This window comes from Rhizobium sp. R711 (assembly GCF_002211365.1).
Lineage (GTDB): Bacteria > Pseudomonadota > Alphaproteobacteria > Rhizobiales > Rhizobiaceae > Rhizobium.
This window is the reverse complement of the sequence record NZ_LOKZ01000013.1, coordinates 61,051-83,898: the sequence shown is the minus strand read 5'-3', so window position 1 is coordinate 83,898 and position 22,848 is coordinate 61,051. Positions and strand designations below refer to the sequence as shown.

Genomic DNA, 22,848 nt, shown 5'->3' with positions numbered 1-22,848 from the left:
TTGGCGACCTTACATGCGTCGGGTCAGGGTGAATTGCGACCCGGCGTCCGAGGTGCAGTTCAGTTGGCTCTGGGTCACCAGCGCGCAGTTGACCTTGGATTGCGTCTTGCGTACCAGCGATGTCATGTTGATCTCGACGAGCGACGGCGAGGTGTTCACATAGGTGCCCGACGCGAGAAGTTGGTTGCTGTCGGTCGTGCGGGTGGTGAAGGTTCCGGCCTGGAAGGTGGAGATGATGCCGTTCGGATCCGCCCATGAGCCTTCGACGCCCGTCGGCACCGGGGTTGCCGCGACCGGTATCGGCCGTTGCGACGTGGTGCAGGCGGCAAGCGCCGCGGACGCGCCGAGGAGGACAAGGAGGGTTCTGATTTTCATGAGCTTCTCCCGGGGATTCGGAACGAAAACTATCCGTGTGGTTGTGAAACACATGGCGCGGGCCGTCCGGGAAGGCAAGTCTTCAAGGTCGCCAGACGGCATTTATACAGCAGGCGTTACAAAAATGCCCGCCTTGCGGCGGGCATCTTCGAATGTGGTTCGAGCCAAGATCAGCGAACGAGGATGTTCTTGAACTGCCACGGATCCTTGGTGTCGATCTCTTCCGGGAAGAGACCCGGGCGACCGTCGAGCGGGGTCCAATCGGTGTAGTGACCTTCGACCGGGCCGAGATACGGCGTCTGGACTTCCAGGCAACGCTTGTAGTCGACCTCATCGGCTTCGACGATGCCGGCGTTCGGGTTCTCGAGCGCCCAGACCATGCCGGCGAGGACGGCGGAGGTCACCTGCAGGCCGGTCGCGTTCTGGTAAGGCGCGATGCGGCGGGTTTCTTCCAGCGACAGGCGCGAGCCGTACCAGTAGGCGTTCTTTTCGTGGCCGTAGAGCAGGACGCCGAGTTCGTCGATGCCGTCTTCCAGTTCATCCTCATCGAGGACGTGATGGACTGGCTGCGACGTGCCGCCATTGCCGAACATTTCATGCAGCGACAGTACCGCGTCGTTGGCCGGATGGTAGGCGTAGTGGCAGGTCGGACGGAAGGTTACTTCGCCGTCCTTGTCGCGAACCGTGAAGTAGTCGGCGATCGAGATCGACTCGTTGTGGGTGACGAGGAAGCCGTACTGCGGGCCGGGCGTCGGGCACCAGGTGCGAACGCGCGTGTTGGCGCCCGGCTGCTCGAGGTAGATCGCCGCCTTGCAGCCCTTCTTGTGCTTCTTGCCGTTCTTCGGCATCCAGTTTTCGTGAGTGCCCCAGCCGAGTTCGGCCGGCTGCAGACCCTCGGAGATGAAGCCTTCGACCGACCAGGTATTCCAGAAGACGTTGAGCGGCTTCGGATGCTTGGTGCGCTGCGTGTCGCGCTCGGCGATGTGGACGCCCTTGACGCCGACCTTCTTCATCAGCTTTGCCCAGCCTTCGCGGTCATGCTGATCCGGCTCTTCGAACTTCAGGCCGATGTCGTTGGCGAGGTTGACGAGCGCCTGCTTGACGAACCACGAGACCATGCCCGGGTTTGCGCCGCAGGTGGAGACGGCCGTCGGACCGCCGGGGTTCTTGGCCTTTTCCTTGCGTAGGGTTTCGCGCAGCGCATAGTTGGTGCGGTCGGCGTTCTTCATGCTCTTGTCGAAATAGAAGCCGAGCCAGGGCTCAACAACGGTGTCGATGTAAAGGGCGCCGAGCTTGCGGCAGAGCTTCATGAGGTCGACGGATCCGGTATCGACGGAAAGATTGACGCAGAAGCCCTGGCCACCGCCTTCGGTCAGAAGCGGCTTCAGCAGCTCCTTGTAGTTGTCCTTCGTGACATGAGCTTTGATGTGCTTCACGCCATGCTTTGCCATGATTTCGGTATGATCTGCGTCGTCGCGCGGGTCGATGACAACCATCCGGCTCTTGTCGAACTTGAAGTGGCGCTCGATCAGCGGCAGGGTGCCGCGGCCGATGGAGCCAAAGCCGATCATGACGATCGGGCCGGTAATTTCGGCATATACCGGGTGGGTCTGTTTCGTCATTCTTTTCTCCTGTGGAAGGCGACGAAGGCGGTGGGCCTTAAGAATTCATCTGAAATGGCGCAGATAATGCGAAGTGACCGGCTCTAACCACAAAACGGCGTCACAATAAAGAGCGAGAACGCAAATATCAGGCGGGAGACAGGGTGTCTGCGAGCGCCCGAAGCTTCGCGGCGAGCTCCGCCCTTTGCAATGTTAGGCCCTTATAGGCCGCCTGGTGCTCGTCGAGACCATCCAGTTGCGCGGCGAAGCTGACAGCGAGTTTGCTGGCGTTCGGATGGTGAGCGATCGCGGCAATCGGATCGACATAAACGCGGATGGTGAAGAGTATATCGCCCGACTTCGGCAATTTGCGCAGCGTCTGGCGCTCGACCCGCGCAAAGCGCTCAGCGAGCGTGAACGGCACGGCAGACGGCGGGCGGCGGTGCTTCGAGAACGGGAGGAAGAGATCGTCCGTGACGTTCACAGACCAGTTCAGTCGTTCCACCGGCTGTGAAACCTGCAGACTGTCAAAGATGCGGGTGATGAGTGCCGCGTTGCGGGTGCCTTCGCCGAAACCGGGAACGTCGGCATGGATTGCATGCATCGGGCGACCGAATTTCTCCTGCAACGACCATGAGGAGGGGAAGGCGACGAAGCCAGCTACGAGATGCCAGCCGTCTTGCCTGCGTCGCACGATCACGAGATCGTCCTGCACCAGCAGGCCGGCGCGCAACAGCGGCGGCGTGTCCTGCTCGGCGGCATCGGCGATGCTACGGGCGCGCGCCGGATGGTGATCGGCAAGATGAGCCTGCAGGAGATCAAGGACCTCCTGTTGTGCCTCTGCGGTCTCCCCCTCGGCTACGAAAATCTCATCACGATGGGTTTGAATCAGTCGTCGCTTCTCGCCGATATAGCGTGCGCGGTCGCTATCCGGTTCGATCCAACGGGCAAGATCGAGCGGCATCAACCCGATGGTGAAGGGGCGGGTGGAGCCGCCGTAGGGCGTGTAGGTCAGACGCGTCATGATCCCACTCTATGCCGTCAACGTGCACTGATGGAAGACCATCCGCACTGACAGTCGGCATCGTGCCGCCGGATGGAACCAGGCAGCGAGCGGGCGGCCGATTCGTCGCTCAGTGCTTCAGAATATCCAGTCCCGCCGCCGTCGTGGTGATGGCGACTTCGGTGATTTCGTATTTGGCGATTCCGTGCACCGTGAATGGATCTTCCGCGACATAGGCCTCGATTTCGGCCCGCTGGCCGATCGCGAGGACCACGCCGCCGGTGCGCGGCACTTTGCGTCCGGAGGCCAGGAACCAGCCTTTGGCATAGCCTTGCCTGACCCAGGCCATGTGCGGCTCCATCTGCTTGTCAGCTTCCTCGTTCGGCTTCGCATAAGTCAGGGCGAGGATGAACATCGCAGAATTTCCTTTCAGGGTGTTGCGTTCTGATGCATGTGAATATTCAATTGGCGCGGAGCCATCCATATTCTTTTTAGGATTCTGCTCGAAAGTGCGAACCGTTGATGTCAGCACGCCCGGAACAATCGGATGACCCAGATATCTGAGCGGCTTGCCGAATTGCAGGAAGATAGCGCCGTCCTGATCGCCATGTATGATCAGGAAGATCGGTTGCGCTATGCAAACGCGGCATTTCGTTCGACCTACGCCATCGAACCTGATGAGACGCCCTTGTGGTCGGAACTCATGCGTCGCAACACCCGGGCGGGCCAGGGTACGATCATTCGCACCGCCGATTTCGAGACATGGCTCGTTTCCGCACAATCGCGGCGCGGCAAACTGCCGTTCAGGGCGTTCGAAACGGACGTCGTCGACGGCCGCTGGTTCTGGATGACGGAGACGGTGCAGAAGGACGGCTGGATGCTCTGCATCGCCAGCGACATCACGCATCTGAAGCAGAGCGAGCGCGACGTGCGGCAGGACCGTGATTTTGCGCTGCGGGCCTCGCAGACGGACGAGCTGACAAGCATTTCGAACCGTCGTTTCATGATGGCGGCCTTGGAAAGCCTGATCGCGCGTCAAGGCACCGCCAATGCAGGCGTCGGCTGCATCTGCATCATCGATCTCGACTTCTTCAAGCGTATCAATGACATCTATGGTCACCAGTTCGGCGACGATGTGCTGATCGATTTCTCGCGCCGCGTGCAGCCGGTCATCCGCCGGCGTGACAGCTTCGGACGGATCGGCGGCGAGGAGTTCATGCTGATCCTGCCGGATACGACGTTGGCGCAGGCCGAGCTGATTATCGAACGCATCATCGGAATGGTGCGCGGCGCCTGTCCGGTACCCACCGTGCCCTCCTTCTCCTATACCTGCTCCGCGGGATTGGCCGAGTTGCGGCCGGGCGAGACAGCGCGTGAGGTCTATGCCCGCGCGGACGAAGCCCTGTATAACGCCAAGCAGAGTGGCCGAGATCGCCTGAAAATCGTGGCCTAGCCGACGAGTCGGGCTGGGATCAGCCCGCGCAGCGAATTGCCCATATAAAGTTTTCCAGCTTTCAGATCTTTCACGGAGATGCGTCCGACACGTGCCTTGCGCTGGCAGATCAGTTCGGTGCGCAAGACACCAGCCAGCAGGCCGCAGGAGATTGGCGGGGTGCGCAGCGTGCCCGATCCGTCGTCGAGAAAGACGGATGTGATCGTGCCTTCGCAGACCTCGCCGCGTTCGTTCAGAAGCAGAACCTCGTCAGCCTCCGAGGCCGGAAATTCGGCTCGGGCGGTCTCGTAAACGCCGCGCCGCGTCGTCTTCAGCCGCAGCAATCTGTCGCTTGAATCTAGACGGGTGTCGGCAATCCGTACCTTCCATTCGGTGCCGGCCGGCGTCGGTACGAAGGGAGCCGCGGTGACCTCGATCCGCCCCTGCCGATCAAGCGTCAGCCGCATTCGCAGGGCCGTCGTGGCGTCGGAAACGGCCTCCTCCAGTTTCGTGGCGGCGTTTTGGGCATCGGGAAAGCCGATACGACGGGCGGAGCGGGAGAGGCGTGCAAGATGCAGGCGCAGCCTGATGAAGCCAATCTCCGGCTCCCAGCGTAGCGTTTCGATCAGCGAGAAGTCGTTCATCGCGCGATCTCCTGATCGCCGATCGCAAACCGCGCCTTCAGAAGGCACTCCTCGTATTCGGCTTCGGCGGTGGAATCAAAGACGATGCCGCCGCCGACATTGAAGACCGCCCTGCCACCCGAGAACAGGCTGATGGTGCGGATCGCGACGGAAAAGCGCATGGCGCCTGATGGAGCAATCATGCCGATAGCGCCGCAATAGGTATCGCGCGGCGTGTCTTCCAGCGCGTGCAGGATCCGCATGGCGCTGAGCTTCGGGGCGCCGGTGATCGATCCGCAGGGAAAGAGCGCGGCGAAGATGTCGCGAATGGTCAGATTGGAGAGGAGTTTCGCCTGCACGTGGCTGACCATCTGGTGCACGGTCGGGTAGGTCTCGATGTCGAAGAGCTTCGGGACATCCAACGTGCCGACCTCCGTGATGCGCGAGATGTCATTGCGCAGCAGATCGACGATCATGCGGTTTTCGGCCTGGGTTTTGATGTCCTCGCGCATCGCGGCGATGATCGCGGCGTCCTCGGCATCGTCACTCCCGCGTTTCGCCGTTCCCTTCATCGGGTGGGTTTCGATCCAGCCTTCCTCGTCGGTGCGGAAGAAGAGTTCGGGCGAGCGCGAAAGCAGGATGGGGCCGCCGAGATCGACGAGTGCGCCGTACTTTACCGGCTGCCGTGAAATCAACGACCAGAAGGCCGTGTGCGGATCGCCATTCCAGCGGGCGGTGATCGGCATGGTGAGGTTTGCCTGGTAGCAATCGCCCTGGCGCAGATGCCAGTGCAGGCGGTCGAAGCGCTCTTTATATGTAGCGAAATTCCAACCGGCCCTGGGCTCGCTGAGGAACTCACCGTTCTCGCCGCGCTGTTTCACCTGGGCAAGCGGATGGGCATCGGCTTCGGGAGCATCGAAGACGCCGAAGGCGAGCAGCGGTGTCTCCCGACCTTCCGGCAGGAACGCGGCCAGCTTCTCCTCGAAGAGATAGCCCGCTTCATAGGCCATGTAGCCCGCCAGCCATTTACCGGCGGTCTTTGCCTTTTCCATGCCGGCAAGGCCGGCAAGGAACTCGGCGCGCGTCCGGGCTATGATGATCTCCGACGGATCGGAAAAGAGCATCACTTGCCCTGTCGTGTCATCCCGGAACAGAACGTAGCGTCCAGCGTTGGTCATGCCTGCCTTTGGATCGAGAGCTTATGCGCTCTTATCAAGCGCTTCCAATTCGTCGATCAGCCCTTCGATCATCGACAACCCCTTGCTCCAGAACGACGGATCCGTGGCATCGAGGCCGAACGGCTTCAGGAGCTCCTGATGATGCTTGGTGCCGCCCGCCTTCAGGAGCTCGAAATACTTCTCCTGGAAGCCCTTGTCGGCCTTCTGGTAGACGGCATAGAGCGAGTTCACCAGGCAATCGCCGAAGGCGTAAGCATAAACGTAGAAGGGCGAGTGGATGAAGTGCGGAATATAGGCCCAGTAGGTCTCGTAGCCTTCCGAGATCTTGATCGCCGGCCCGAGGCTTTCCGACTGCACGGAGAGCCAGAGCTCGCCGATATCGTCGGATGTTAGCTCGCCGGCCTTGCGGGCGGTGTGAACCTTGCGCTCGAACTCGTAGAAGGCGATCTGGCGCACGACCGTATTGATCATGTCCTCGACCTTCTGGGCGAGCATCGCCTTGCGCTCACGCTTGTCCTTGGTCTTGTCGAGGAGGGCGCGGAAGGTCAGCATTTCGCCGAAGACGGAGGCGGTTTCGGCGAGCGTCAGCGGCGTCTGGCACATCAGAGCGCCCTGGGCGCCGGCCAGAACCTGATGGACGCCGTGGCCAAGCTCGTGCGCGAGCGTCATCACGTCGCGCGGCTTGCCGAGATAGTTGACGAGCACATAGGGATGCGCCGACGGAACCGTTGGATGCGCGAAGGCGCCCGGCGCCTTGCCGGGGCGGACCGGGGCATCGATCCACTGTTCGTCGAAGAAACGCTTGGCGATCGCCGCCATTTCAGGGGCGAAGTTGCTGTAGGCTGACAGCACCGTGTCTTTTGCTTCGTTCCAGGGGATGATGGCATTGGAGGTTTCCGGCAGTGGCGCGTTGCGGTCCCAGAAGTTCATCTGGTCCATGCCGAGCCATTTCGCCTTCATCTTGTAATAGCGGTGCGACAGGCGGGGGTAGGCTTGCTTGACGGCGGCGGCGAGCGCATCGACCACATCGCGTTCGACGCGGTTTGCAAGGTGCCTGGAATCGGCAATGTCCTCGAAGCCGCGCCAGCGGTCGGAGATGTCCTTGTCCTTGGCGAGCGTGTTGGTAATGAGGGTGAAGATGCGCAGGTTCTCCTTGAAGGTCTGCGCGAGCGCCATCGCGCCCTTGCGGCGGACTTCAGGATCCTTTTCCTGCAGCATGTTCAGCGTGACTTCGAGCGGCAGCTTTTCGCCGTCGACGTCAAAGCGTAGCTCCGCCATCGTCTCGTCGAACAGGCGGTTGAAGGCGGCGGCCGAGGTCATCGACTTTTCCAGGAACAACTGCTCCAGCTTGTCTTCCAGTTGGTAGGGCTTGTCCTTGCGCAGGTCGATGAGCCAAGGGCGATAGTGGCCGGCATCCGGGTCGTTTGCCATGCAGGCATCGATCACGGCGTCGTCGATGCGATTGAGCTCAAGCGCGAAAAACAGGAGGTGGCTGGAGAACTCGGTGATCTTCGCCTGGGCGTCTCCATAGAGCTTGCCGTTCACCGGGTTCGACGTGTCGGAGAAATAGGTGAGGCCGGCAAAGGAGCCGAGGCGTCCGATGATGTCGTCCAGCGCCTCGTATTCCTTCAGCGCCTGACCGATGCCCTCCGCACCTTTCTTGGTCGCGGCGTCGGCAAGCTTCCCCTTCCATTTCTCTTCGAAGGCGATTGCCTGCTTGCCGGCTTTCTCCATGTCGCCAGTGAAGGCCGTGGATGTTGCGGAAGGGTAGAGGTCCTGCAACTTCCAGGTCGGCAGGTCACCGAGGGCGGCATCGGTCGCAGAGGCAGCGGAACTTGCCGAAAAATTAATGGCGGTGCCGGAGAGCATGTTTTTCATCATCGGGGTCCTCTTCCTCTTTTGCGACAGGTTTGACTGTCTATGCGCCTAAAGGCTTGGCATCAAGGGGCTTTCGGCAGCCCATAAGCTCCGTTTCGGGTCGGATTCGACCCCGCCACAAACGTTAAAATGCAATTGTTTCTCAAAACTGGATGTTCAAGCCTTTCTGCCAGAGTGCGTCTCAGGTTTCGCATGAAGTGAGGCACCAATGACCGGTTACCATGAGCTCAAGGGAGCAGCGCAGATACTCGTCGTCGAGGACGACCCGATCCAGCGTCGACTGCTCAAGAACGCGATCGAGCGTCACGGCCACGTCGTCCATCAGGCTGAAAACGGCCGGATCGGGCTGGAGATGGTGAAGAGAGGCAGCGGCCTCTACAACGTCATCGTTCTTGACCTGATGATGCCCGAGATGACGGGTCTTGAATTCCTCGAGGCACTGCACGAATTCGGCACGCATGTTCCGGTGATTGTCCAGACGGGGCAGGGTGGCATCGAGACCGTGGTGCAGGCGATGCGCGCCGGCGCTTTCGATTTCGTCGTCAAGCCGGTCTCGCCAGAGCGGATCGCCAACTCGATCTTGAACGCCCTGAAGCTCGACCAGCGCGAGGTCAAGGCGCGCGCTGGCCGCCGGTCGCGTTCCGGCAGCGTCGGCTTCGACGACATTGTTTCGGCAAGCCCGGCAATGCTGCGCGTGATCGATCTGGCGCAGCGCGCAGCGCAGTCCAATATTCCCGTGGTGCTCGAAGGCGAGTCCGGCGTCGGCAAGGAGCTGGTCGCCCGCGCCATCCAGTCGGGCAGCGACCGGTCCGGCAAGCCGTTTGTCACGGTCAATTGCGGCGCCATTCCGCACAACCTGGTCGAAAGCATTCTGTTCGGTCACGAGAAGGGCGCATTCACTGGCGCAACCGAACGCCACATCGGCAAGTTCATGGAAGCCGATGGCGGCACCATCTTCCTCGACGAAATCGGCGACCTGCCGCTTGAGGTTCAGGTGAAGCTGCTGCGGGCCGTCCAGCAGGGGGAAATCGAGACTGTTGGCGCACGTACGGCGCACAAGGTCAACGTCCGGCTGATTTCTGCGACCAACAAGGATCTGATCGAAGAGGTCAAGAACGGCCACTTCCGCGAGGATCTCTACTATCGCCTGAACGTCTTCCCGATCACCATTCCGGCGCTCCGCAAGCGCAAGGAAGACATTCCGCATCTGGTGCGGGTCTTCGCCGAGCGCTTCTCTAGCGAGCAGAAGGGCGGCCAACGCATGTCGGTCAGCGCCGGCGCGCTGGCTCTGCTCACCGCCTACGATTGGCCCGGCAATATCCGCCAGCTCGAGAACGCGATCTTCCGCGCGGTTGTCCTTGCCGAGGGCGGCGAGCTGACCGAGGCAGACTTCCCGCAGATCGCGGCGCAGCTGCCGGAATACGAGGTCGTCGATCATCTGGCGCTGGTCGCAGACAACACGCGCCACGATCGGCAAAGTGACTTTTCGACCGCCGAGTACCCGGCCCATCAGGCCAGCGTCGAAGAGGCTGTCGCACGAATCACGGAGGCGCCTGACAACGCGATTGCGAGCACGAACCCCGCCGGGGACGTGCGCAAGCTTGCGGATGTCGAGGAGGAATTGATCCGATTCGCCCTTAAATTCTATCGGGGGCAGATGAGTCAAGTGGCTCGGAAATTGGGTATCGGACGATCCACATTGTACCGGAAACTCAAGGATTACGGCATAGACCCCGACAATCCGCAGAAGGACGCCGCATAAGTCCCCCAAATTAACATTCCGGCAATCATCTTTTGTTACCAATCATAAACCACTTGTTAGTGGCCTGTTCATTATGTAAGGAAAAGGTTGATCACGTGTGGCATTTTTGCCATCGTGTGACCGCATTTAACAGTCAACGGTGTCAAAGAGGGACCATCGGCTGTCTGACGGGGATTGAGTTTGCCGGATCTGAATCGGAATACGAGACCTTGGCGCTTGAGCTGGCGCAATAGGTACACGGACCTTTGCGGAAAGGTGTTTAGGACGGCCATGGCCGCCCTTCTCGCACTCGCTGTTTCGTCGCCGGTTCTGGTCAGTTCGCCTTCCGAGGCGGCTGGCGAAACACGTAGCCTCAAACTCTATTTCATCCATACTGGCGAAAAGGCCGTCATCACCTACAAGCGCAACGGCAGGTACGATCCGAAGGGTCTCGAGCAGTTGAATCGCTTCCTTCGCGACTGGCGCAAGAACCAGCCGACGAGGATGGACCCGCGCCTTTTCGATCTCATCTGGGAAGTCTATCGCCAGAGCGGCTCGCGCGACTATATCAACGTCGTCTGCGGCTTCCGTTCGCCGTCTACCAACGCCATGCTGAAGGCGCGCTCGCGCAATTCCGGCGTCGCCGAGAAGAGCCAGCACATGCTCGGCAAGGCAATGGATTTCTTCATTCCTGACGTCAAATTGGCGACTTTGCGCGGCATCGGCATGAAAATGCAGGTTGGCGGCGTTGGATTCTATCCGAAATCGGGCTCTCCCTTCGTGCACATGGATGTCGGCGGCGTTCGCGCCTGGCCGCGGATGAGCCGCGAAGAACTCGTTCGGCTTTTCCCGAACGGCAACACGATGCATATCCCTGCGGATGGTCGTCCACTGCCGGGTTACGAGCAGGCCGTGGCCGATTACAAGCGCCGCGTAAGTTCGACCCAGGTGCAGATGGCAAGCTCCGGTGCCTATACGGGCTCGTCGTCGAGCGATCAGCCAAAGCATAAGACACTGTTTGCTGCCCTGTTTGGCGGCGGTGCGGATGAAGCCGAAGACAGTTCTGATGATGATAGCAGCGCAGCAGTCGCGGTCGCGAAGGCGTCGCCGCCGGCGGCTAATATGCCAAACGCCGCCGATCCCGGCGAGCAGGCGCCCGCGCAGGCTACTGAGGTCGCAAGCGTCAACGCGCCGATTCCGCAGGTGCGTCCGGCGTTCGCCAATCAGCCAGGCGGTAGCGAGATGGCCAGTGCCCTCGTCGCTCCGCAATCCGGAAATGCAGCGCAAGAAGCCCTTTCTGCCGTGACTGAGCAAGGTCAGCAGCAGTTCGCGGATCTTAGCGCCTATAGCGTACCGGTTCCTTCTCTGCTCGGACCGCGCCGTTCTCCAGGCGACGCGGAAGTCGCTTCGGCTGATCCGTCTGCGATGACGGGGAATCTCGCAGCGGTTCCGACGCCGGGTGAACGACCGGCGCTTGCCGAAAAGCTTCTGGCCGCGGCGGATGCCGATGCTGAAGCCGAGGACGACGTAGCAGACCAGGAGGATACGCTTTCTCCGGCCGTTGCCGATGCCCTTAACCAGCAGAATGGTGGCGGCGACCGTCAGGTCGCGTCTACCCAGCCGCCGGTCACGAGCGTCGAGCAGGCGATTAACGCGGCAACGCCGCAAAAGGTTCCGAGCGAGAAGCAACCGTTGCAGCTTGCCGCACTTGCCCCTTCCACGAAGTCTGCAAGCTTCGGCGATGGCTTTGATGCACCGAAGCCGTCGGATGCCAACGCCTTGTCGCAGGGCCTGCCGACCAAGGGTGGCCGTCCGACGAAGCATGAGGCCGCAGAGGCCGACGCCAGCCGCGCGACAATTCGCACCGAGCCGAAGCTGACGCAGAAGATCATTTCGCAGTGGGCGCTTACCAACTCCCGCATGGAGATGGTCACCAAGCCGGTCAAGGCGCCGCGCTTTGTCAGCCAGACACTTCGCGCCCAGCCGACTTCTGTTTATGCCGACGGCTTCACGAAGACAGCCTCCATCGATCCCGGCCGCTTCAGTGGCAGCGCGGTCAACTTCATGGAAGTGCGGAAGTTCGAGTCGAACTGAGCTGGACACTTAGGAATTTGTAAGAGCCGCTGGAGCGATCCGGCGGCTCTTTTGTTTTCCGGCCCTGTGGCGGAAAGTCGCGCGGCGGAGCGCGGTTTCGGCAAAAGCGTGGGTTGATCTTGATTTCCATATCGAGAATAAAGCGCCTCTAACATTCTCGATGAGTGAAGACATGGATCTGTCGTCAATCGAAATCTTTCAGGCGGTCGCGTCGACTTGCAGCGTCACGAAGGCGGCGGTTGCGGTAGGCCGTGTCCCGTCGAATGTCACGACCCGTATCCAGCAGCTCGAAGAGAATCTCGGGGTGGCGCTGTTTTCTCGCGACGGCAAGAAGATGTCGCTGACGCGCGAAGGCACGATCTTCCTGTCCTATGCGACGCGTCTTGCTGACCTAGCCGAGGAAGCAAGGCAGGCCGTGCGGCCGCTGATGGCATCCGGAGCGCTGCGTGTTGGAACCATGGAGAGCACGGCTGCAAGTCGGCTCCCTGAGGTCATCAGGCGCTTCGGATCGTTGTGGCCCGACGTCTCTCTGCAATTGACAATGGGCGCGACGCGAGAGCTCATGCAGAGTGTGCTAGCCGAAGAGCTGGACTGCGCATTGGTCGCGCGGCCACCAGAGGCGTCGCTCGACAAGACACGCTATGCCGATCTCGACCTCAGCAGGTTCGATGCACGGCGCATTCATGTCGAGGATCTGATCCTTGTCCTTCCCCCAAGACATCCTGAAATCAAGGACGCGAAGAACCTGCGCGTCGGCACACTTGCTGTTATGGAGCCCGGGTGCACCTATCGGCGAATGGCCGAGGAGTGGGCTAAGGATGCCACGTCGCTGCGCACGCTGGAGCTCGGTTCCTATCACGCGATCCTCGCGAGCATTGTCGCCGGCAATGCCTTCGGCGTCATGCCGCGCTCGGTGTTCGATCTGCTGCGCTGGCCTGTCGATATCGTCACTCGCAAGATCGGTGCTGTGGAGACGTTTCTTGTCCGCTGCAAGGCCGACCGGTCGGACTCGTTCGAGGCCTTTTACGATGTCCTCATCGCCTCGCGAGGCAGGAGCGGCCTCTCGCCCCCAAACGGATGACCTCGGCTCGTATCCGTTTCTTTACCAAGACTTCGTTTCACAAACTGCCGGTTCATCATGTCAAATTCCAGCACTCCCAAGGCCGATCCCAGCCACCGCTTCCGCCTGTTTTCGCCGATCCTCGCCGGCGCCACGCTGCGCGAGCGCATGTTTGCCTGCCTTGGCGCGCTGATCGCCATCGCGCTGACCGGCATGGTCTGCGGCTACTTCTTCGGGCAGGGTTCGCACCTGCCGTTGATCGTGGCGCCGATGGGCGCCTCGGCCGTGCTGCTTTTCGCCGTCCCGGCAAGTCCGCTGGCGCAGCCGTGGTCGATCATTGGTGGCAACACGATCTCCGCAATGATGGGCATTCTCGCGGCGCATTTCATCCACGAGCCGATCATTGCGATCGGCGTCGGTGTCTCGCTGGCGATCGGTGCCATGTCGTTCACACGCTGCTTGCATCCGCCCGGCGGTGCCGCGGCGCTGACCGCTGTGCTTGGTGGGCCTGCGGTGGCAAGCTGGGGGCTGCTTTTCCCGTTCGTGCCGGTGGCGCTGAATTCCTGCATCCTGGTCGCGCTCGGCATTCTTTTTCATAAGCTCGGGCGGCGAAACTATCCGCATGTCGCCGTTCCGGCACCGGTCAACACGCATCAGACGATCGATCCGCCATCTGCCGTGCGGATTGGCTTCCGCGAGGAAGACGTCGATGCGGCGTTGGCGAAGTTCGAGGAAACCTTCGATATCGATCGCGGTGACCTGAGCCGCTTGCTGCGGCAGGTCGAGGTCGAGGCTGCTGTTCGTTCTCATGGCACCGTCAGCTGCGCCGACATCATGTCGCGCGATGTGATCGCGGTCGGCGAGAACGCCACGGCGGAAGATGCGCGCGCTCTGCTCCTGAAGCACAATATCCGGACGCTGCCTGTGAAGGATGGCAGCGGGCGATTGGTCGGGACGGTCGGGCTGCGGGAATTGATGCACGCCGAGCGGCTTGTCGGTCATATCGCTGCGGCTGTGACCGGTTCCCCTGATGCGCCCGCCATCAGCCTGTTACCGGATTTGACGGATGGGCGCACCCACGCCGTTGTCATCGTCGATGTCGGCGGCCAGGTGGTCGGGCTCATCTCGCAAACGGACCTGCTGAGTGCCATGGCCCACATGCTGCCGGAACAGACGGCGCAAAGCGCCGCTTGAAATGGTTGCTAGAAGAGAGTGGTCGGGCCAAACTGCAGATAGGCGGCCAGGCTGAGAGTGGCCAGTGATACCGCGAGCGACGGCGTTGGCGTTCGCATCGCCCAACCGAGGAGCGCGCCGAGCGCCGCGATCAGCATGCCGAGCCATGGCCCGTTGCCGGCGAAGGCCAATCCGAGGGCGGAAACGCTGACGGCACTGGCAACCATGGTGAGTGGAGCGGTTGCCACCGCGATCTGCGTTTCGCTGAGAAAGATGCTGCTGAAGCGCGGCCAGCTCAAGGCAATGGCAAGAACGAGGAAGATGGGCGCGATCATTTGGAGCTGCATCAGCGCGCTCCCATGACCAAGCGATGATCGCTGTCGAAATCGCTTGTGTCGCGAGCGAGGGTTTGGCGTGCCGCAAGCGCGCTACCGACGGCGATCAGCACGGGATTGTCGTAGCCGATCTGCGCGATCCCATCAGGGATCGTTGCGAGGGTGCCGCTCCAGTCGCGCTCCGTCGCGCGGCTGACGTCGCTGATGACAATGGCAGGCGTTTCAGGCGACAGTCCTTCTTCGACCAACCGATCGGCGATCAGCGGTGCCGTTCGTCCTCCCATGTAAAAGACAGTTGTCGTGTGCGGATCGGCGACTGCGGTCCAATCGACATCAACGGGAAGGCCGCCGTGGCGAGAGTGACCGGTGATGAAACGGACAGACTGCGCGTGGTCTCGGTGCGTCAGCGAAATCCCGAGGCGGGAGGCCATGGCGCTGGCAGCCGTGATGCCGGGGATGATGTCGACGGGGATGCTTTCACGATCGAGATGGGCGATCTCCTCGCCGGCGCGGCCGAAGATCATCGGATCGCCGGACTTCAAACGCACGACGCGTTTGCCTGCCTTGGCGAGCTTGACCATCATGTCGTTGATGTCTTCCTGGCGGCAGCTCGTGCGGCCGCCGCGTTTTCCCACCAGCATGCGCTTGGCTTCACGACGCGCTAGCTCCAGTACCTCCGGTGACACAAGGTCGTCGAAGAGGATCACGTCGGCCGCCTGCAGGGCGCGAACGGCCTTCAAAGTCAGGAGCTCCGCATCACCAGGGCCGGCGCCGACCAGCGTCACACGACCTTTGGAGTGGGCGGGCGCTTCCCGAAGCCGCTCGGCTTCCTTGAGAAGCTGCCCGCCGACGCCCTCCTCCGGCGTATCCAAACTTGAAAAGGCGCGATCGGCGAACTTCTCCCAGAAGGCGCGACGCAAGGGGCCGGGCGCCAGCCGCTCGTTGATCCGGTCTCGCAGCGACTGTGCCAATCCCGCCCAGCCTTTCAGCGTCTGCGGAAGCAACGTCTCGATCCGCCGGCGGATCGCCTGGGCGAGGATCGGAGCGGCACCATCCGTCGAGATCGAGACGACGACGGGCGAGCGGTTGACGATCGAGCCGAACTGGAACTGGCAGAAAGCGGGCTTGTCTATGACGTTGACCGGCACACCGGCGATGCGGGCAGCGTCGAAGAAGGCTTTCGCCTCGTGGTCTTTCTCACAGTCGGCGATGGCGATGGCTGCGCCCGCGAAGATCGTTTCATCCCATGCTTGGCAGTGATGAATGAAGCCGCCCTGCGGGTGTTCGGCGCCCCGCAGAATCAGCGTTTCGAAGGTGTCGGAAAGCTCGTCGGCATAGACATGGACCTCCGCGCCGCAGGCCGCGAGAAGCTCGGCCTTCCACGCGGCGGCATCGGATCCGCCGGCGACGATCACGTGCTTGCCTTCAAGCGCCCAGAACACCGGCAGCTTGGCAAGCGGCTCCATGCGGGCGGGTGCTTCACTCCGCGGCGGCTGCAAGACATCCATCGATGATCCCCCTGATCTCGGCGCGGCAGGAGCCGCAGTTGGTTCCGGCGTTGAGTTCCTTGCCGACGGCTTCGACGCTGTGGCAGCCGCCGCGAACGGCAGCGACGATCTGATTGACGCCGACACCGAAACAGGAGCAGACGGTGGCGCCCGGGTCGGGCTTGTCCGCACCGGGGCGGCCGGCGACGAGCGCGAAGCGCTTGCGCAGATTGGTATGTTCGGCTGTGAGCTGAGAGATCGCCCAGTTGCGGGCAACCGCTACCGGTTCACGGGCCAGGAACAGCGCCGCGAGCAATCGCTTGCCGTCGAAGAAGGCGAGCCTCAGATCGCCGGATTGCTGGTCGGCATAGCCAAGCGGCTCGACGTCGTTGGGGATATCGAACGTCGTTCGGCACCACGCGCACCAGTCCTCGACCGGCTGCTCGAAGGCGAGTTCGACCCGCCAGCCGCCTTCGGCCTTTGCGAGCGCCCAGTAGGCCGCGTCGAGGTGACCCGGCTTAGCCCCAGAAACGGCAAAGCCGTAGCGCGCCGCCTTGAAGCGCCGTGCCGCGACAGCAACATTCTTGGACGCCGGCTGGCCCGAGATCGCGTCGGTCAAAGGCGCTACGACGGCGTCGATGCGAGCCTTCGCGGCAAACTGATCGTTCCAATGCATCGGTACGAAAATGCTGCCGCGGGCCTGGCGCTCCGTGATCAAGGCACGAACCACGGCCTTGCCGTGCGGGCTTTCGATTTCGACGAGACCGGCGTTGCCGACACCGATCTCGATCGCATCGCGCGGGTGGAGCTCGGCGAAGGGTTCGGCGATATGGGATGAGAGGCGTGCGCTTTTGCCCGTCCGGGTCATCGTGTGCCACTGGTCGCGGATACGGCCGGTGTTCAGCGTGAAGGGATAATCGGCGTTGGTGCGATCCGAGGCGACCGGTTTGACGGCGACGAAGCGTGCCTTGCCGTCGGCGTGGTAGAAGCCGCCCTTGGCGAAGAAGCGTGTCACATCTGCTTCACGGCCAGCAGGCTGCGGCCACTGGAAAGGCGATAATTCATCATAGGACTGACGGTTGATTCCGACGTATGCGCCGATATCGAAGTCGCGATTGCCGTTGTTCTCGAAAGCGGAAAGGGCGGCGTGTTCGTCGAAGATCTCGGCATTGGAGCCGAAGTCGAAGGCTTGAGCAAAGCCCATGCGGCGAGCCACTTCGGCCAGCTGCCACCAGTCGGCCCGCGCTTCTCCGGGCGCATCAAGGAAGGAGCGCTGCCGGGAGATGCGGCGCTCGGAGTTGGTGACAGTGCCGCTCTTTTCGCCCCAGCCGAGCGAGGGCAGAAGGACATCGGCGTGGCGCGCGGTATCGGTGTCCTGGAGAACGTCGGAGACAACGACGAAGGGACAGGCCTTGATGGCGGCCTCGACGGCGTCGGCATCCGGCAGGGAAACGACGGGGTTGGTCGCCATGATCCAGAGCGCCTTGATGCGCCCGTCAGCAACGGCCTTGAACATGTCGACCGCCTTCAAGCCCGGCTTTTCGGCAATGGTCGGCGCAGCCCAGAAGCGCTGGACGCGGTCGCGATCCGCAGCACTTTCGATCGCCATATGGGCGGCCAGCATGTTGGCAAGCCCGCCGACCTCCCGCCCGCCCATGGCGTTCGGCTGGCCGGTGAGCGAGAAGGGTCCCATACCGGGCCGGCCGATGCGGCCGGTGGCGAGATGACAGTTGATGATGGCGTTGACCTTGTCGGTACCGGACGAGGATTGATTGACGCCCTGGCTGTAGCAGGTGACCACCTTCTCGGTGGAGGCAAACAGCCGATAGAATTCGCGAAGCTGCATCGCCGGCAGGCCGGTCAGTTCCAGTACTTCGTTGAAGGAGACGCCTGATGCAGCCGTAAAGGCCTCGGCAAAGCCGTTGGTATGTTCGGCAACGTAATTCTGGTCGATGGCGTTGCTTGCGATCAGGTGTTCGAAAAGGCCAATGAAAAGCGCGACATCGCTGTCCGGGCGGATGGCGAGATGCAGATCGGCGATATCGGCGGTCATTGTGCGCCGCGGATCGATGACGACGACCTTCATGCCGGGACGTGCCTGCTTGGCAGCCGCCAGCCGCTGATAGATGACCGGATGACACCAGGCGAGGTTCGAGCCGGTGAGGATCACCAGATCGGCAAGCTCGATGTCCTCATACGTGCCCGGTACCGTATCCGAGCCGAAGGCGCGTCGGTGACCCGCGACGGAAGACGACATGCAGAGCCGCGAATTGGTGTCGATATTGGCCGAACCGATGAAGCCTTTCATCAGCTTGTTGGCGAGGTAGTAGTCTTCGGTCAGCAGCTGCCCGGAAACGTAGAAGGCAACGGAATCGGGTCCATGCTCGTTGATGGCATCCGAAAACCGCTGTGCGACGAGGTCAAGCGCCTGTTCCCATTCTACCCGCTCGCCGGAAATTTCCGGGTAGAGGATGCGTCCGTCGAGATCGACCGTTTCGCCAAGCGCTGAGCCTTTCGAGCACAGCCGCCCGAAGTTCGAGGGGTGATCCGGGTCGCCCTTGACGGAAACCTTGCCGTCATCGGTGACCTTGGCGATGACGCCGCAGCCGACACCGCAATAGGGACAGGTTGTCTTGACCTCATTCTCCATCATTCGGCCGCCATCAGCAGGCTTTCGAGCGCGATGTAGAGGGCGCCATCCTCGTTGCGCACCGGGATGGTCCGGACTTCGCCCTCGTCGGCGCCGAGCGCTTTTCCGGTCTCGAGCGAGATCACCCAGTTGTGCAGCGGGCAGGTGACCGCCTTCGCATGCACGATGCCCTGGGAGAGAGGCCCGCCCTTGTGCGGGCAGTGGTCCTCGATGGCGAAGACCTCGTTTTCCGCCGTGCGGAAAACGGCGATCTTGCCTTGGGGTGTCTTCACGCAGCGGGCGCCGCGTAGCGGAATTTCGGAGATGTCGCCGATTGAAATCCAATTCATGTCCATCTCCTTATTCAGCGGCCTGCGGGTAACCGATGGTCGCCATCGGCTTGAACTCATGCTTGTCCTTGCCGGAGACGCGCTCCGACCAGGGATCGACCTGGGCAAATTTCTGGGAGAAGACGAAGCGCTCGTAGTAAGCCTTTCGCTTGTCGGCGTCGCCCATGATCTGGTGGCGGATTTCGTCGAGGCCGACGCGCTTCGCCCACTTGTATATGCGCTCGAGATAGCGGGCCTGCTCGCGGTACATCTGCGTCAGCGCCACGATATGCTCCAGGGCATCGTCCTCGGTCTTCACGAGGCCGAGAACCTCGGTGCCCTTGATGTCGAGGCCGGCAGCACCGGCGAAATGGATCTCGAAACCGCTGTCGACGCAGATGACGCCGATGTCCTTGCAGGTCGCTTCGGCGCAATTGCGTGGGCAGCCGGAGACGGCCATCTTCAGCTTGGCAGGCGTCCAGGAACCCCACATAAACTTCTCGATGCGGATGCCGAGGCCGGTGGAATCCTGCGTGCCGAAGCGGCACCAGTCGGAGCCGACGCAGGTCTTCACGGTGCGCAACCCCTTGGCGTAGGCCTGTCCGGAAACGAAGCCGGCCTTCCCGAGATCGGCCCAGACAGCCGGAAGGTCTTCCTTCTCGATGCCGAGCAGGTCGATGCGCTGGCCGCCCGTCACCTTGACCATCGGGATTTCGAACTTGTCGACGACATCGGCGATGGCGCGCAGTTCGTTGGAATTCGTCACGCCGCCCCACATGCGCGGAACGACGGAATAGGTGCCGTCCTTCTGGATGTTGGCGTGGACGCGCTCGTTGATGAAGCGCGACTGGTAATCGTCGGCGTATTCGTCCGGCCAGTCGCAGACGAGGTAGTAGTTGAGGGCGGGGCGACACTTGGCGCAGCCGCAGGAGGTCTTCCATTCGAGTTCCTGCATGACGGCAGGGATGCTCTTCAAGCCCTTGGCCTTGATGAGGCGCCTGACGTCGTCGTGGCCGAGTTCGGTGCAGGTGCACATGGGCTGGACGGCGGTCGGGTTGTAGCTGTCGCCAAGCGTCAGCGTCATCAGCTTTTCAACAAGGCCGGTGCAGGAGCCGCAGGACGCGGACGCCTTGGTGTGGGCGCGCACGTCGTCCAGGGACGTCAGGCCCTTGGACGTGATCGTCGAGGTAATCTTGCCCTTGCATACGCCGTTGCAGCCACAGATTTCCGCGTCATCCGGCAAGGCTGCAACGGCCGCCATAGGGTCCAGCGGCGACCCTCCCTGGTAGGCCTGACCAAAGATCAGCGTTTCGCGCATCTCCTTGATATCGGTTTGTTTCTTTTTAAGATCGTTGAACCAGGCACCGTCCGCAGTTTCGCCGTAGAGCACGGTGCCGATGATCTTGTTGTCCTTCAGCACGAGGCGCTTGTAGACGCCGGCGGAGGCGTCGCGCAGCACGATTTCCTCACGGTCGTCGCCATCGGCGAAGTCGCCGAGCGAGAAGAGCTCGATGCCGGTGACCTTGAGCTTGGTCGGCGTGTCCGAATGCACGAAGGCAGCCGAGCGATCGCCGGACAGATGGGAGGCGGCTACGCGCGCCATCTCATAGAGCGGTGCGACAAGCCCGTAGACCATGCCGCCGACTTCTGCACACTCGCCGAGCGCCATGATGCTGCCGTCCGAGGTCTGCATGCCGTCATCGACGACGATACCACGGTTGACGGCAATGCCGGCGTCCTTGGCGAGCCCGACGCTCGGGCGGATGCCGACCGCCATGACGACCAGGGTCGCCGGAATGATGCGGCCGTCATCGAGCTCGATGCCCTCGACCTTGCCGTTGCCGATGATCGCCTTGGTATTGGCCTTGCAGATGACCTTGATGCCGCGTTCTTCCACGGCCTTCTGCAGGAGGTAGCCGGCAGCCGGATCGAGCTGGCGCTCCATCAGTGTCGGCATCACGTGCAGGACGGTGACATCCATGCCGCGCGAGGCAAGGCCGGCCGCTGCTTCGAGGCCGAGCAGCCCGCCGCCGATGACGATCGCCTTCTCGCGAGACTGGGCGGCAAGCAGCATCGCCTGCACATCGTCGAGGTCGCGGTAGGTGATGACGCCGCGCAGATCGTTGCCGGGTACTGGGATGATGAAAGGCACGGAGCCGGTGGCGATCACCAGCTTGTCGTAGCTTTCCGTGACGCCGTGATCCGACGTGACCGTCTTGGCAGCACGATCGATCTTGATGATCTTGTGGCCCTTGTAGAGGGTGATGCCGTGCTTGATGTACCATCCATCGCCGTGGATGATGATCTCTTCATATTCCTTCTCGCCGGACAGAACCGGCGAGAGCATGATGCGGTCGTAATTGACGCGCGGCTCGGCGTTGAAGATCGTGACCTGATATTGGTCCGGCGCCTTTTCGAAGAGGTGCTCGAGCATGCGCCCGGGCGCCATGCCGTTGCCGATGATGACAAGCTTCTCAGTCATAGTTTTCAAGTCCTCAGATCAGGTCGCAGCGACGGCTTGTGCGGAGAGGCCCTGGCGGTCGAGCTGCTTGACCGACAGGTGCATCCAGATGAGCGAGATGACGACAATCGCGAAGAGCAGCATGAAGCAGCTCGACCAGAGGCCGGTCATGTCCTTGAGCAGGCCGAAGGCGATCGGCAGGATGAAGCCGCCAAGGCCGCCCATCATGCCGACGATGCCGCCAACCGCACCGACGCTTTCGGGATAGTAGGCAGGGATGTGCTTGTAGACGGCCGCCTTACCGAGGCTCATGACAAAGCCGAGCGCGAAGATGACGACGATGAAGACGCCAGGCGTGATGCCAATTGCGGCGCCGGACCCGGCAGCCGGGAGCGACAGGATGAGCGTCGCGACGGCCGCGACTGCGAACATCACATACATCACGCTGCGGGCGCCCTTCTTGTCGGAAACGACGCCGCCGAAGGCACGGAAGATGCTGCCGGGAATCGAGTAGGCGGCAGCGACCATGCCGGCGACTTCGAGATTGAAGCCGTAGACGCCGACCAGATAGCGGGGCAGCCACAGCGACAGGGCAACGAAACCGCCGAAGGCGAAGAAATAATAGAGGGAGAAGCGCCAGACCTGGACGTTCTTCAGCGGCGCGAATTCCTGCGCCAGGCTCTTGGAGGCGAGCTTGCCTTCGCGGCGAAGACGGAAGGCCGGATCATCCGTCGTGGTGAACCAGAAGACGATTGCCATCAGCGCCAGGCCGACGGCCCAGATCTGAGCAACGGCCTGCCAGCCCCAGGCGATCAGAACGAAGGGTGCTGCGAATTTGGTCACCGCGGCGCCGACATTGCCGGCGCCGAAGATGCCAAGCGCCGTTCCCTGCTTTTGCGCCGGAAAAAAGGGCGAGACATAGGCGACGCCGACCGCGAAGGAGCCGCCGGCGAGTCCAACGCCGAGCCCGGCGATCAGCATCTGCGTATAGGTATGGGCATAGGAGAGGAGGAAGGTCGCCACGGCGGCGGCCAGCATGGTGAGCGTGTAGACGAGGCGGCCGCCGTAACGGCTGGTCCAGATGCCAAGGACGATGCGGACGAGCGAACCGGTCAGGACTGGCGTGCCGACCAGCAAGCCGAACTCGGCCTCGTTCAGACCAAGCTCCTGTTTGATGCGGATGCCGATGATCGCGAAGATCGTCCAGACGGCGAAACAGAGGGTGAAGGCAATCGTGGACATCCACAATGCTTTGGCTGGTTCGCCGGCGGACATGGACTGCGTGTTCCTGATGACAGACATAGCTTCTCCGGGGCCCGACAAGGTCGTGCCGATCCATCGCTAGGGGTTAAAAACAAAAAGCCGCTGGTCAGGGCGCGCATATACGGGAGGTGCGCGGGTATCCTGATCAGCGGCTTTGCTGTGAGCGCCCATCGTTGGACACCGAAT

At 61.9% G+C, this 22,848-nt stretch carries 18 protein-coding genes; 5 read left to right on the top strand and 13 right to left on the bottom strand.

The window, feature by feature from the left end; all coding sequences use genetic code 11:
• Positions 1–9: 9 nt before the first annotated feature.
• From omp10 to ATY80_RS15755, 4 genes are all read right to left on the bottom strand, one after another.
• Positions 10–375: an outer membrane lipoprotein Omp10 gene (gene omp10, locus ATY80_RS15770; RefSeq protein ID WP_088693317.1), complete on the bottom strand. Its 366-nt coding sequence runs from the start codon at positions 373–375 to the stop codon at positions 10–12.
• Positions 376–545: 170 nt separating this feature from the next.
• Positions 546–1,997 (bottom strand): homospermidine synthase, encoded by a 1,452-nt coding sequence (locus ATY80_RS15765; protein ID WP_088693316.1) that lies wholly within the window; start codon positions 1,995–1,997, stop codon positions 546–548.
• A 127-nt stretch (positions 1,998–2,124) separates the two neighbouring features.
• Positions 2,125–3,000, bottom strand: a complete 876-nt coding sequence (locus ATY80_RS15760) for a DUF3445 domain-containing protein (protein WP_088693315.1) — start codon at positions 2,998–3,000, stop codon at positions 2,125–2,127.
• A gap of 109 nt (positions 3,001–3,109) precedes the next feature.
• Positions 3,110–3,394 carry a YciI family protein gene (locus ATY80_RS15755; RefSeq protein ID WP_088693330.1) on the bottom strand — a complete coding sequence of 95 codons (285 nt, stop codon included), beginning with the start codon at positions 3,392–3,394 and terminating at the stop codon, positions 3,110–3,112.
• A gap of 132 nt (positions 3,395–3,526) precedes the next feature.
• Between ATY80_RS15755 and ATY80_RS15750 the strand changes: the two genes are divergently transcribed.
• A complete protein-coding gene (locus tag ATY80_RS15750) occupies positions 3,527–4,432 on the top strand; it encodes a sensor domain-containing diguanylate cyclase (RefSeq protein WP_088693314.1) in 906 nt (301 codons plus the stop codon).
• On the opposite strand, the gene ATY80_RS15745 is transcribed toward ATY80_RS15750, so the two are convergent.
• Genes ATY80_RS15745 through ATY80_RS15735 form a run of 3 tightly spaced genes read right to left on the bottom strand, consistent with a single transcriptional unit; the run spans position 4,429 to position 8,093 of the window.
• Positions 4,429–5,055 (bottom strand): aminotransferase class IV family protein, encoded by a 627-nt coding sequence (locus ATY80_RS15745; protein WP_088693313.1) that lies wholly within the window; start codon positions 5,053–5,055, stop codon positions 4,429–4,431. The two genes, ATY80_RS15750 and ATY80_RS15745, sit on opposite strands and share 4 nt — an antisense overlap.
• A complete protein-coding gene (locus ATY80_RS15740; protein WP_088693312.1) occupies positions 5,052–6,212 on the bottom strand; it encodes an aminodeoxychorismate synthase component I in 1,161 nt (386 codons plus the stop codon). The genes ATY80_RS15745 and ATY80_RS15740 overlap by 4 nt, the downstream gene beginning before the upstream one ends.
• Before the next feature lie 21 nt (positions 6,213–6,233).
• The gene (locus ATY80_RS15735; RefSeq protein ID WP_088693311.1) at positions 6,234–8,093 is read right to left on the bottom strand and encodes a M3 family oligoendopeptidase; all 1,860 of its coding nucleotides are present in this window, start codon (positions 8,091–8,093) and stop codon (positions 6,234–6,236) included.
• A 205-nt stretch (positions 8,094–8,298) separates the two neighbouring features.
• Here ATY80_RS15735 and ATY80_RS15730 point away from each other — a divergent pair, with 205 nt between their 5' ends.
• The 4 genes from ATY80_RS15730 to ATY80_RS15715 all read left to right on the top strand — a co-directional run bounded on the left by ATY80_RS15730 (position 8,299) and on the right by ATY80_RS15715 (position 14,179).
• A complete protein-coding gene (locus ATY80_RS15730) occupies positions 8,299–9,852 on the top strand; it encodes a sigma-54 dependent transcriptional regulator (RefSeq protein WP_088693310.1) in 1,554 nt (517 codons plus the stop codon).
• Between the two features lie 180 nt (positions 9,853–10,032).
• Entirely contained in the window at positions 10,033–11,925 is a 1,893-nt protein-coding gene (locus tag ATY80_RS15725; RefSeq protein WP_088693309.1) for a DUF882 domain-containing protein, read from the top strand.
• A gap of 172 nt (positions 11,926–12,097) precedes the next feature.
• Positions 12,098–13,006, top strand: a complete 909-nt coding sequence (locus tag ATY80_RS15720; protein ID WP_088693308.1) for a LysR substrate-binding domain-containing protein — start codon at positions 12,098–12,100, stop codon at positions 13,004–13,006.
• A gap of 57 nt (positions 13,007–13,063) precedes the next feature.
• Positions 13,064–14,179 carry an HPP family protein gene (locus tag ATY80_RS15715; RefSeq protein WP_088693307.1) on the top strand — a complete coding sequence of 372 codons (1,116 nt, stop codon included), beginning with the start codon at positions 13,064–13,066 and terminating at the stop codon, positions 14,177–14,179.
• A gap of 8 nt (positions 14,180–14,187) precedes the next feature.
• Here the strand turns inward: ATY80_RS15715 and ATY80_RS15710 are convergent, their stop codons facing one another.
• The 6 genes from ATY80_RS15710 to ATY80_RS15685 are packed head-to-tail and all read right to left on the bottom strand — an operon-like array spanning position 14,188 to position 22,701.
• Positions 14,188–14,505, bottom strand: a complete 318-nt coding sequence (locus ATY80_RS15710; protein ID WP_088693306.1) for a hypothetical protein — start codon at positions 14,503–14,505, stop codon at positions 14,188–14,190.
• Positions 14,505–16,001 carry a siroheme synthase CysG gene (cysG, locus tag ATY80_RS15705; RefSeq protein WP_088693305.1) on the bottom strand — a complete coding sequence of 499 codons (1,497 nt, stop codon included), beginning with the start codon at positions 15,999–16,001 and terminating at the stop codon, positions 14,505–14,507. Before cysG ends, ATY80_RS15710 begins: the two co-directional genes overlap by 1 nt.
• Positions 15,973–18,630: a nitrate reductase gene (locus ATY80_RS15700; protein WP_088693304.1), complete on the bottom strand. Its 2,658-nt coding sequence runs from the start codon at positions 18,628–18,630 to the stop codon at positions 15,973–15,975. The genes cysG and ATY80_RS15700 overlap by 29 nt, the downstream gene beginning before the upstream one ends.
• Complete coding sequence (nirD, locus tag ATY80_RS15695) at positions 18,630–18,965, bottom strand: nitrite reductase small subunit NirD (protein WP_088693303.1); 336 nt, start codon at positions 18,963–18,965, stop codon at positions 18,630–18,632. The genes ATY80_RS15700 and nirD overlap by 1 nt, the downstream gene beginning before the upstream one ends.
• A 4-nt stretch (positions 18,966–18,969) precedes the next feature.
• Positions 18,970–21,420 (bottom strand): nitrite reductase large subunit NirB, encoded by a 2,451-nt coding sequence (gene nirB, locus ATY80_RS15690; RefSeq protein ID WP_088693302.1) that lies wholly within the window; start codon positions 21,418–21,420, stop codon positions 18,970–18,972.
• A gap of 18 nt (positions 21,421–21,438) precedes the next feature.
• Positions 21,439–22,701, bottom strand: a complete 1,263-nt coding sequence (locus ATY80_RS15685; RefSeq protein ID WP_088693301.1) for a nitrate/nitrite transporter — start codon at positions 22,699–22,701, stop codon at positions 21,439–21,441.
• Positions 22,702–22,848 lie beyond the last annotated feature (147 nt).